The organism is Mycobacterium sp. TH-M116 (genome assembly GCF_057473685.1).
In genome coordinates, this window is the sequence record NZ_JBYCLC010000215.1 from 1 (window position 1) to 11,390 (window position 11,390).

The following is an 11,390-nucleotide window of genomic DNA, read 5'->3' on the forward strand; positions in this document are numbered from 1 at the left end:
AAACGTGAAGACCGCCAGGGCTTTGTCGTTGTAAGTGGCGATGCCGGCAAGATGGTCGGGAAAGTTGTACATCGGGTTGGTGCGCCCGGTCGGGATGTCGTTGGTCAATTCGGCCAGTGCGATATAAAAACCGAGGTGATGCAGAAATTGGTGTTCGGGTCCCAACACCAGGCGGCGCACCGCCGAATGCATCCCGTCGGCTCCGACGACAAGGTCGTAACGGTCCTGGGCGCCCGAGGTGAACCGGACGTCCACGCCCTGGTCACCGGCGTCGAGTTCGGCGACCGACTCGGTGAAGCGCAGCTCTGCCGAGGGGCCGAGATGGTCGTGGAGGATGCCGGTCAGGTCTTCCCGGGGGATTTCGACGTCGTCGGGGGAGTCGTTGATCTGCGTCCACGGTGGTTCGGCCACGACGCGACCGTTCTCGTCGACGAACTGGACGCGTTCGCTCATGTCGACGCGTCGGTCGCGGATGTCGTCGAGCACGCCCATCTTCTCGGCGACGGCGATGGCCTCGCCCCGGATGTCGATGGGGGAGCCGTTGACCCGCAAGTGGTCGGCCCGTTCGACGACGGTCACGTCGTGGCCGTCGGCGCCGAGGTCGATGGCCGTGCTCAGGCCGGCGATGCCGGCACCGGAGACGAGAATGCGCACAGGAGCAGCCCTTTCAGCATTAAGATACGAGTTGTACCCTAAAACTGTAGGTGCGGATTTTAGGAAACGCAATGACTCTTAACGCGCGTGTCCCGCAGCGGCGTCGTGGTCGCGCGTTGGAACAGGCGCTGCTTGCGGCCGCGTGGGACGAGCTGACCGAACGCGGCTACGACGGCTTCACCATCGACGCCGTCGCCGCGCGGTCCGGCACCAGTCGCGCGGTGCTCTATCGGCGCTGGTCCAGCAAGCAGGAGCTGGTGCTCGCCACCTTGGCGTACGTGGCGGGCAAAGATGTGGTGGTCGCTCCCGACACAGGCAGCCTGCGTGGCGACGTCATCGGGCTGCTGCAGCAAGCGAACAAAGTCAGGATCGGGTTGGCGGCGCAGGTGTACACCTATCTCGGCAGCTTCTACCGCGACACCGGCACCAGCCTGGCCGATCTCAGCGCCTTTGTCCGCGGCGGCCGGGACTCCGCCATGGAGGAGGTGATCCAGCGTGCCGTCGATCGAGGCGAGATCGACCGCGAACGCGTGACCGAGCGCATCGGACGGCTCCCCGCCGACCTCTGGCGTCACGAAATCCTGACGACGTTGCGACCGCTGTCCGATGAAGCCATCGAAGAAATCGTCGACACGATTTTCCTCCCGCTGCTGGCGTCGCCATGATCCCGCGGGCGCGGTAGCCGGGGCGAAGCCGGTGTGCGTCGGTAGGGTGTCATGGCTGATCATGGTGAGCACGTGGCATCCCAGGGAGGTGTGACCGGAAGTGCAGGAGCCCACCGAGCTGCGACCCGGCGGGGGTGCGGGTGTCCGACTGCCTGCCCTGGCAGGCCAGGTGGGTGCGGTGCTGGCCGGCGGCGGGGCCGTACCGGACATCCCGGTCACCGGCGTGACGCTGCGGGCCCAGGAGGTGCTGCCCGGTGACCTGTTTGCCGCGCTTCCCGGCGCGTCCACTCACGGCGCCCGCTACGCCGGCGACGCGATCGGGCGCGGAGCCGTCGCGGTGCTCACCGACGCCGCCGGGGCCGCACAGATGGGCGAGCGGACCGCTGCCACGCCGACGCTGGTGCACCCCGGCCCGCGCAGCGTCCTGGGCGCGCTGGCCGCCACTGTGTACGGCAACCCGTCCGAGCGGGTGACGGTCGTCGGGATCACCGGCACCAGCGGCAAGACGACCACCACCTACCTGGTCGAGTCGGGTCTGCGCGCCGCCGGCCGCACCGCCGGCCTGATCGGGACCATCGGGACCCGCATCGACGGTGCCGACATGCCCAGTGCCCTGACCACTCCGGAAGCGCCCGCGCTGCAAGCCATGCTGGCCGCGATGGCCGAGCGCGGGGTGGACACCGTGGTCATGGAGGTGTCCAGCCACGCGCTCACTCTGGGCCGGGCGGACGGCACCGGATTCGCGGCGGCCGGTTTCACCAACCTGTCCCGCGACCACCTCGACTTCCACCCCACCATGGCCGACTACTTCGCGGCCAAGGCGGTGCTGTTCGACCCCGCGTCACCGCTGCGTGCGCGCCGCGTCGTGGTGTGCGTCGACGATGACGCCGGGCGCGCGATGGCCGAGCTGGCCGGCGAGGCGGTCACAGTGAGCTCCGAAGGACGACCCGCCCACTGGCGCGCCTCGGACGTGGCGCCGCTGGGTGCCGGCGGACAGCAGTTCACCGCGACTGATCCCGCCGGCGTGCACCACCGGGTCGGTATCAACCTGCCGGGCCGCTACAACGTCGCCAATTGTCTTGTGGCGCTGGCCCTGCTGGACACGGTCGGCGTGTCGCCGGAGCAGGCGGCACCGGGCCTGCTCGACACCCGGGTCCCCGGGCGCATGGAGCAGGTCGACCGCGGCCAGGATTTCCTGGCGCTGGTCGACTACGCCCACAAGCCCGGCGCGTTGCGGGCGGTGCTGTCCACCCTCAGGAGGCCCGGCAGCCGGCTGGCGGTGGTGTTCGGCGCCGGCGGCGAACGCGACCCGGGCAAGCGGGCCCCGATGGGCGAGATCGCCGCCGAACTGGCCGACCTCGTCGTCGTCACCGACGACAACCCGCGTGGTGAGGAGCCCGCGGCGATCCGTCACCAGATCCTCACCGGCGCGGCTCACGGCGGCGCCGAAGTGGTCGAGATCGCCGACCGACGGGCGGCGATCGGCCATGCGGTGGCGTGGGCGCGCCCCGGCGACGTCGTGCTGATCGCCGGCAAGGGACACGAGACCGGTCAGCGTGGCGCCGGGCAGACCCGCCCGTTCGACGACCGGGTGGAGCTGGCCGACGCTCTGGTCGCGCTGAAGGCTCCGCGATGATCGATCTGACCGTCGCCCGGATCGCCGAGATCGTCGGCGGCAGGCTGGCCGACATCTCGCCCCAGGAAGCCGCGGCGCTGCGGGTCACCGGCACCGTGGAGTTCGACTCACGCGCCGTCGGCCCCGGCGGGCTGTTCCTGGCGTTGCCCGGCGCCCGCTCCGACGGGCACGACCACGCGTCCGCGGCGGTGGCCGCGGGAGCGGTCGCGGTGCTGGCGGCCCGCCCGGTCGGCGTCCCCGCTATCGTGATTGAACCCCGAAATGACGCATCCACAACGGGATTCGGTACGGCCGGGGTTCTCGAGCACGACACCGACGGGTCGGGTGCGGCGGTCCTGGCCGCGCTGGGGAAGCTGGCCCGGGCGGTGGCCGACGAGCTGGTGGCCGGCGGGCTGACGATCATCGGGATCACCGGGTCCTCGGGTAAGACCTCGACCAAGGACCTGGTGGCCGCCGTGCTGGCGCCGCTGGGCGAGGTGGTCGCCCCGCCGGGGTCGTTCAACAACGAGCTGGGTCACCCCTGGACGGTCCTGCGCGCCACTCGCCGCACCGACTTTCTGGTGCTCGAGATGTCGGCGCGTCACCCCGGCAACATCGCCGCACTGGCCCAGATCGCCCCGCCGGCGATCGGCGTGGTCCTCAACGTGGGCACCGCGCACTTGGGCGAGTTCGGCTCCCGAGACGCTATCGCGCGAACAAAATCCGAACTGCCGGAATCTATTCCATCGTCAGGAGTGGTCGTCCTCAACGTCGACGACCCGGTGGTGGCGGCCATGGCGGGCGTGACCGCGGCCCGGGTGGTGCGGGTGCGCCGCGCGGCACCCGCCGACGTGTGGGCCGGCGACGTGTCGCTGGACGATCTGGCCAGGCCGCGTTTCACGTTGCATGCCGGCGACATCCGGGCGCCGGTCCGGCTCGGCGTCTGTGGCGACCACCAGGTCACCAACGCGCTGTGCGCCGCCGCGGTCGCGCTGGAGTGCGGCGCCGGCCCCGAACAGATCGCCGACGCGCTGGCCGGCGCGGGTCCCGGGTCACGGCACCGGATGCAGGTCACCACCCGCACCGACGCGGTCACCGTGATCGACGACGCTTACAACGCCAACCCCGACTCGATGCGGGCCGGGCTTCAGGCGCTGGCCTGGATCGCCCACCAGACCCGGGAGCCCCGGCGCAGCTGGGCGGTGCTGGGGGAGATGGCCGAACTCGGTGAGGACGCGATAACCGAGCACGATCGCATCGGCAGGCTGGCGGTGCGCTTAGATGTCTCTCGACTCGTCTTCGTGGGAAATGGGAGGTCGATGAGCGCCATGCACCACGGAGCGGTCCTGGAAGGCGGGTTGGCCTCGTGGGATGCCGGAGCCCACGAGGGGGCCGACAAGGGGGCCGACAGGGGAGCTTTCAGAGTCGCCGACAGTGACGCCGCCCTGGCATTGTTGCGGGCCGAGTTGCGGCCCGGCGACGTCGTCCTGGTCAAGGCATCCAACGCGGCCGGGCTGGGCGCGCTCGCCGACGCCCTGGCCCGGGACGCACCGGCCGACGAGCCCGGCGACGAGGCCCGTCGGTGAGACAGATCCTCGTCGCGGTCGCGATCGCGCTGACCGTTTCCATCCTCTTGACCCCGGCGCTCATCCGGCTGTTCACCAAGCAGGGATTCGGCCACCAGGCCCGCGAAGACGGCCCGCCCAGCCACCACACCAAGAGCGGCACGCCGTCGATGGGCGGGGTGGCGATCGTCGCCGGCATCTGGGCGGGCTACCTGGGCACGCACCTCGCCGGCCTGGCCTTCGACGGCGAAGGGGTGTCCGCGTCGGGCCTGCTGGTGCTCGGCCTGGCCACCGCACTGGGCGGCGTCGGGTTCCTCGACGACCTGATCAAGATCCGAAGGTCGCGCAACCTCGGGCTGAACAAGACGGCCAAGACGCTCGGGCAGGTCGCCGCCGCGGTGCTGTTCGGGATGCTGGTGTTGCAGTTCCGCAACGCCAACGGCCTGACGCCGGCCAGCCCGAACCTGTCCTACGTCCGTGAGATCGCCACCGTCACGCTGGCGCCGGCATTGTTCGTGCTGTTCTGCGTAATCGTGGTCAGCGCCTGGTCCAACGCGGTCAACTTCACCGACGGCCTGGACGGACTGGCGGCCGGCAGCATGGCGATGGTCACCGCCGCCTACGTGTTGATCACCTTCTGGCAGTACCGCAACGCGTGCGTCACCGCGCCCGGCCTGGCGTGCTACAACGTGCGCGATCCGCTGGACCTGGCGATCGTGGCCGCCGCCACCGCCGGCGCGTGCATCGGTTTCTTGTGGTGGAACGCCGCGCCCGCCAAGATCTTCATGGGGGACACCGGATCGCTGGCGCTGGGCGGCATCGTCGCGGGGCTGTCGGTCACCAGCCGCACCGAGGTTCTCGCCGTCGTGCTGGGTGCGCTGTTCGTCGCCGAGGTCAGCTCCGTCGTGCTGCAGATTCTGATCTTTCGCACCACCGGGCGCCGGGTTTTCCGGATGGCGCCCTTCCATCACCATTTCGAATTGTCCGGCTGGGCCGAGACGACGGTGATCATCCGCTTCTGGTTGCTGACCGCGATCACCTGCGGTCTGGGGGTGGCGCTGTTCTACGGTGAGTGGCTGGCCGCGATCGGTGCCTGATGGGCGGGTTCTTAGAGGCGATCGTTCCCTTGGCGCCGGGCGTACCCGTCCTGGTGGCCGGCGGTGGTGTGACGGGCAGGGCGGCGTTGGCCGCGCTGTCCCGCTTCGGCGCTGCGGTGACTCTGTGCGACGACGACCCGGCCACGCTGCGCGGGTACGCCGAGCGGGGCGTGGCGACCGAGACCACCTCGGCGGCCGCGCACCGCATCTCGGCGTACGCGCTGGTGGTGACCAGCCCCGGCTTCGCGCCCGGCACGGCGGTGCCGGCCGCCGCGGCGAGGGCCGGGGTGCCGATCTGGGGTGACGTCGAGCTGGCCTGGCGGCTTGACGCCGCGGGCCACTACGGCCCACCACGTCGCTGGCTCGTCGTTACCGGCACCAACGGCAAGACGACGACGACGTCGATGCTGCACGCCATCCTGGCCGCCGGGGGGCGCCGCGCGGTGTTGTGCGGCAACATCGGCAGACCGGTGCTGGACGTTCTCGACGAGCCCGCCGACGTGCTGGCCGTCGAGCTGTCCAGCTTCCAGCTGCACTGGGCGCCGTCGCTGCGGCCCGAGGCCGGCGTCGTGCTCAACATCGCCGAGGACCACCTCGACTGGCACGCGTCGATGGCCGAGTACACCGCCGACAAGGCCCGGGTGCTCAACGGCCGGGTGGCCGTGGTCGGGCTGGACAACGCCCGCTCGGCCGCGTTGCTGGAGACCGCGGCGGCACCGGTACGGGCCGGCTTTCGGCTGGGCGAACCGGGCCCCGGCGAACTCGGCGTACGCGACGGCTGGCTCGTCGATCGGGCCTTTGCCGCGGACCTGGCGCTGGTGGCGGCCGAGACGATCCCGGTGCCGGGCCCCGTCGGGGTGCTTGATGCCTTGGCCGCGGCCGCGCTGGCCCGCGCTGTCGGGGTGCCCGCCGGGGCTATCGCCGAGGCGATCGGGTCGTTCCGGTTCGGCCGGCACCGGGCCGAGGTCGTCGCCGTCGCCGACGGCGTCACCTACGTCGACGACTCGAAGGCGACCAACCCGCACGCCGCCGAGGCGTCCGTGCTGGCCTACCCCCGAGTGGTCTGGGTGGCCGGTGGTTTGCTGAAGGGCGCCTCGGTCGACCAGGAGGTCGCCAGGATCGCGTCCCGCCTGGTCGGAGCGGTGCTCATCGGCCGTGACCGTCAGAAGGTTGCAGAGGCGTTATCGCGACACGCACCGGATGTCCCCGTCGTCCAGGTTGTGACAGGCGAGGATACTGGTATGCATGCGACTGCTGTGATTTCTGAGATAGATGTGGCAGAAGTGAAACGCGCGGGTGGGGATCTCGGTGTTCGCGTCATGACGGCCGCGGTGGCCGCGGCCCGCAACCTGGCGAAGCCGGGTGACACGGTGCTGCTGGCGCCGGCTGGCGCCTCGTTCGACCAATTCAGCGGCTACGCCGACCGGGGCGACGCATTCGCGGCCGCGGTGCGCGCGGCCGTCCGGTAGGCGGGTGTGGACAACGCGCTGACCCGGCTGCTGGGCCGGGGCAAGAAAGCCGAGTCGGCCGAAACCGGTCCGAAGGCTGACCCGCCTACGCCGGACACCGCCGGCGCCGACACAGGGAAGCTGTCGAGCAAGGCGAACGCCGACGTCGAAAAGTCCGGGCCGCACCACCGGTTCGGCGCCTGGCTCAACCGGCCGATGGCCTCGTTTCACCTGATCATCGCCATCGCCGGGCTGCTGACGACGCTGGGCCTCATCATGGTGCTGTCGGCCTCGGGTGTGCGGTCCTACGACTCCGACGGATCGGCGTGGGTCATCTTCGGCAAGCAGGTTCTGTGGACGACCATCGGGCTCGGTGGGGCTTACGTGGCGCTGAGAATGCCGGTGCGGTTGCTGCGCCGTGTCGCGTTCACCGGTTACCTGATCACCGTCATCTTGCTGGTGCTGGTGCTGGTGCCCGGAATCGGCAACCTGGCCAACGGGTCCCGCAAATGGTTCGTCGTCGGTGGGCTGTCGATGCAGCCCTCCGAGCTGGCGAAGATCGCGCTGGCCGTCTGGGGTGCGCACCTGTTGGCGGCCCGGCGGCTGGAGCGGGCCTCGCTGCGCGAGATGCTGATTCCGCTGGTGCCCGCCGCCGTCATCTCGCTCGCGCTGATCGTGGCCCAGCCCGACCTCGGACAGACGGTGTCACTGGGCATCATCCTGCTGGCGCTGCTGTGGTACGGCGGTCTGCCGCTTCGCGTCTTCGGCACCTCGCTGCTGGCGGTCTTCGCCGCGGGCGCGGTTCTGGCGATGTCCGCCGGCTACCGCTCCGAGCGGGTGCGGTCCTGGATCAATCCCGAGAGCGACCCGCAGGACACCGGCTACCAGGCTCGTCAGGCGAAGTTCGCGCTTGCCCACGGCGGCATCTTCGGCGACGGCCTCGGCCAGGGCGTGGCCAAGTGGAATTACCTACCCAACGCGCACAACGACTTCATCTTCGCGATCGTCGGCGAGGAGCTCGGGTTCATCGGTGCGTTCGGGCTGCTGGTGCTTTTCGGGCTCTTCGCCTACACGGGGATGCGGATCGCGCGACGGTCGGCCGACCCGTTCCTGCGGCTGTTGACCGCCACCACGACGATGTGGGTGTTGGGTCAGGCGTTCATCAACATCGGCTATGTGGTCGGAATCCTACCGGTCACCGGTATCCAGTTGCCACTCATTTCCGCCGGTGGGACATCAACGGCCACAACGCTTTTCATGATCGGCATCATGGCCAACGCGGCCCGCCACGAGCCGGAGGCGCTGGCCGCCCTGCGAGCCGGGCGCGACGACAAGGTCAACCGGTTGCTCCGGTTGCCGCTGCCGCAGCCGTACGTGCCGACCCACCTGGAGTCGTTCCGGGATCGCAAGGGCGACCGCGCGCAGACGGCAAAGGCGCCCGTGCGCAAAGTCGCCCGTACCTCCGAGGCGTCGCCGCGCCCGGCCACCCGGCCGGCCCGGCAGGCTGGGGGGGACGCCCGCCTGCGGGCCAGGCATCATGGATCTGTCCAGCGTCACGCCGGTCAGCGCCAAACGGCGCGCGCTCGCGCACTGGAAGGTCAGCGTTACGGGTGAACGACATCATCGCAAAGTCCGCCGGCGGGCCGGGGCCAAGGCTCTCGCCCGCCGGCGCCTTGTCGGTCGTGCTCGCCGGCGGCGGGACCGCCGGGCATGTGGAGCCCGCGATGGCTGTGGCCGATGCGCTGGCCGCGCTGGATCCGCAGGTCCGGATCACCGCGCTGGGTACCGCGCGCGGACTCGAGACCAGGCTGGTGCCCGAGCGCGGCTACCACCTCGAGATGATCACACCGGTACCGCTGCCGCGGAAACCCAGCGGGGACCTGGCCCGGCTGCCACCGCGGGTGTGGCGAGCCGTCCGGGAGACCCGCGCGGTTCTCGACGGCGTGGAGGCTGACGTGGTGATCGGGTTCGGCGGTTACGTCGCCCTGCCGGCCTACCTCGCCGCGCGCGGGATGCCGCGGCTGCGCCGCCGCATCCCGGTGCTGATCCACGAAGCCAACGCGCGGGCCGGGCTGGCGAACCGCGTCGGTGCCCGCACCGCCGACCGGGTGCTCTCGGCGGTACCCGACTGCGGGCTGGCGCGCGCCGAAGTTGTCGGTGTGCCGGTGCGCGCGGCCATCACCGCGCTGGACCGTGCGGCGCTGCGTGCCGAGGCGCGGGCGCACTTCGGTTTCGCCGAAGACGCGCGGGTGCTGCTGGTGTTCGGCGGCTCGCAGGGCGCGGTGTCCCTGAACCGGGCCGTGGCCGGGGCCGCCGCCGACCTGGCCGCCGCGGGCGTCGCGGTGCTGCATGCGCACGGCCCCAAGAACACCCTCGACCGCCGTCGTCCCGGGCCGGGCGACCCGCCCTACGTGGCGGTGCCCTACCTGGACCGGATGGACCTGGCCTATGCCGCCGCAGACTTGGTCATCTGCCGATCCGGGGCGATGACGGTCGCCGAGGTCTCGGCCGTCGGCCTGCCGGCCGTCTACGTCCCGCTGCCGATCGGCAACGGCGAACAGCGGCTCAACGCGCTGCCGGTGGTCAACGCCGGCGGAGGCATGGTGGTGGCCGACGCGGAACTGACCCCGGAGCTGGTCGCCCGGCAGGCCGCCGGGCTCCTCAACGACCCGCCACGGTTGGCGGCGATGACGGCAGCCGCCGCCCGGGTGGGCCATCCCGACGCGGCGCTCCAGGTCGCCCGGGCGGCGCTGGACATCGCGGGCCGGGCCCGGCGGGCGCGCCACCAATCGGCATCCGGCCGGGGGGCCGGAGGGGCGTCGTGAACGCCCGCCCACTGCCGCCCGAGCTGCAACGGGTGCACATGGTCGGCATCGGGGGTGCCGGAATGTCGGGCATCGCCCGCATCCTGCTGGACCGGGGCGCCCTGGTCTCCGGGTCCGATGCCAAGGAGTCACGCGGCGTGCACGCCCTGCGGGCCCGGGGCGCACTGGTTCGCATCGGACACGATTCCTCGGCGCTGGACCTGTTGGCGGGCGGCGCCACGGCAGTCATCACCACCTACGCCGCCATCCCGAAGACCAACCCCGAGCTCGTCGAGGCCCGGCGCCGCGGGATCCCGGTGCTGCTGCGACCCGCCGTGTTGGCCAGGCTGATGGACGGGCGCACCACGCTGATGGTCACCGGTACGCACGGTAAGACGACCACGACATCGATGCTGATCGTGGCACTGCAGCACTGCGGACTCGACCCGTCGTTCGCGGTCGGCGGGGAGCTCGGAGAGGCCGGGACCAACGCACACCACGGCAGCGGCGACTGCTTCGTCGCCGAGGCCGACGAGAGCGACGGCTCGCTGCTGGAGTACCGGCCCGACGTCGCCGTGGTGACCAACGTCGAGTCTGATCACCTGGATTTCTACGGCAGCGCCGACGCCTACGTCGGGGTGTTCGACTCCTTTGTGGAGCGGCTGGCGCCCGGGGGAGCGCTGGTGGTCTGCACCGACGACCCCGGTGCGGCCGCATTGGCCGAGCGCAGCGCCGAGCTCGGTGTCCGGGTGCTGCGCTACGGCTCGGTGTCCGACCGCCCGGGCGCGCCGCTGGCCGGGGTGCTGCTGTCCTGGGGCCAGCAGGGCACCGATGCGGTCGCCCACATCCAGTTGGCCCCGGATCTCGACCCGGCGGCGCGCCCGCGCGTGATGCGGCTGTCGGTGGCGGGCCGGCACATGGCGCTCAACGCACTGGGTGCGCTGCTGGCGGCGACCCAGATCGGCGCCCCCGCCGACGAGGTGCTCGACGGGCTAGCCGGCTTCGAGGGTGTGCGCCGCCGCTTCGAACTGGTCGGGACGTCCTCGGACGGCCACGCGCCGGTGCGGGTGTTCGACGACTACGCCCACCACCCGACGGAGATCAGCGCCACGCTGGCAGCAGTGCGCACGCTGCTCGACCAGGCCGGCGAGGGTCGCTGCATCGTGGTGTTCCAGCCCCACTTATATTCGCGCACTAAGGCTTTCGCTGTCGAGTTCGGTCACGCGCTGGATGCCGCTGACGAGGTGTTCGTCCTCGACGTCTACGGAGCACGCGAGCGACCGCTCGCAGGTGTCAGCGGCGCCACCGTCGCCGCGCACGTCGGTGCGCCGGTCCGCTACCTGCCGGACTTCTCCGCGGTGGCCGCAGAGGTGGCCGCGGCCGCCGGCCCCGGTGACGTCATCGTCACCATGGGCGCGGGCGATGTGACACTGCTGGGGCCCGAGATCGTGACGGCGCTGCGGGTGCGGGCCAACCGTAGCGGGGACGAGCGAGCAGGAGAGCGGCGAGGAATCAAAAGAACACCCCACCGGGTGCGCCGGC

General features: G+C 71.2%; 9 protein-coding genes. 8 read left to right on the forward strand and 1 reads right to left on the reverse strand.

Annotated features, from left to right (window positions below; all coding sequences use genetic code 11):
- Positions 1-654 (reverse strand): FAD-dependent oxidoreductase (locus tag AC2VOK_RS11210; protein ID WP_428900534.1); only part of this gene is annotated, 654 nt, incomplete at its 3' end.
- Between the two features lie 116 nt (positions 655-770).
- Here AC2VOK_RS11210 and AC2VOK_RS11215 point away from each other — a divergent pair.
- The 8 genes from AC2VOK_RS11215 to murC all read left to right on the forward strand — a co-directional run.
- Positions 771-1,319 (forward strand): TetR/AcrR family transcriptional regulator, encoded by a 549-nt coding sequence (locus AC2VOK_RS11215; protein WP_428900535.1) that lies wholly within the window; start codon positions 771-773, stop codon positions 1,317-1,319.
- A 100-nt stretch (positions 1,320-1,419) separates the two neighbouring features.
- Complete coding sequence (locus AC2VOK_RS11220) at positions 1,420-2,955, forward strand: UDP-N-acetylmuramoyl-L-alanyl-D-glutamate--2,6-diaminopimelate ligase (protein WP_428900536.1); 1,536 nt, start codon at positions 1,420-1,422, stop codon at positions 2,953-2,955.
- Positions 2,952-4,520, forward strand: a complete 1,569-nt coding sequence (locus AC2VOK_RS11225) for a UDP-N-acetylmuramoyl-tripeptide--D-alanyl-D-alanine ligase (protein ID WP_428900537.1) — start codon at positions 2,952-2,954, stop codon at positions 4,518-4,520. The genes AC2VOK_RS11220 and AC2VOK_RS11225 overlap by 4 nt, the downstream gene beginning before the upstream one ends.
- The gene (mraY, locus tag AC2VOK_RS11230) at positions 4,517-5,596 is read left to right on the forward strand and encodes a phospho-N-acetylmuramoyl-pentapeptide-transferase (RefSeq protein WP_428900538.1); all 1,080 of its coding nucleotides are present in this window, start codon (positions 4,517-4,519) and stop codon (positions 5,594-5,596) included. The genes AC2VOK_RS11225 and mraY overlap by 4 nt, the downstream gene beginning before the upstream one ends.
- Positions 5,596-7,065: a UDP-N-acetylmuramoyl-L-alanine--D-glutamate ligase gene (murD, locus tag AC2VOK_RS11235; RefSeq protein ID WP_428900539.1), complete on the forward strand. Its 1,470-nt coding sequence runs from the start codon at positions 5,596-5,598 to the stop codon at positions 7,063-7,065. Before mraY ends, murD begins: the two co-directional genes overlap by 1 nt.
- A gap of 6 nt (positions 7,066-7,071) precedes the next feature.
- Positions 7,072-8,658 (forward strand): putative lipid II flippase FtsW, encoded by a 1,587-nt coding sequence (gene ftsW / locus AC2VOK_RS11240; protein ID WP_428900540.1) that lies wholly within the window; start codon positions 7,072-7,074, stop codon positions 8,656-8,658.
- Positions 8,655-9,869, forward strand: coding sequence for an undecaprenyldiphospho-muramoylpentapeptide beta-N-acetylglucosaminyltransferase (gene murG / locus AC2VOK_RS11245; RefSeq protein WP_428900541.1), 1,215 nt, complete (start codon positions 8,655-8,657; stop codon positions 9,867-9,869). Before ftsW ends, murG begins: the two co-directional genes overlap by 4 nt.
- A 38-nt stretch (positions 9,870-9,907) precedes the next feature.
- Positions 9,908-11,390, forward strand: a 1,483-nt coding sequence (murC, locus tag AC2VOK_RS11250) for a UDP-N-acetylmuramate--L-alanine ligase (RefSeq protein WP_428900542.1), incomplete at its 3' end; no start/stop codon positions are given.

Bases quoted from the DNA above. Each gene is read 5' to 3' on its own strand.
- AC2VOK_RS11225 (WP_428900537.1), top strand. From the start codon at position 2,952: ATGATCGATCTGACCGTCGCCCGGATCGCCGAGATCGTCGGCGGCAGG.
- murD (WP_428900539.1), top strand. From the start codon at position 5,596: ATGGGCGGGTTCTTAGAGGCGATCGTTCCCTTGGCGCCGGGCGTACCC.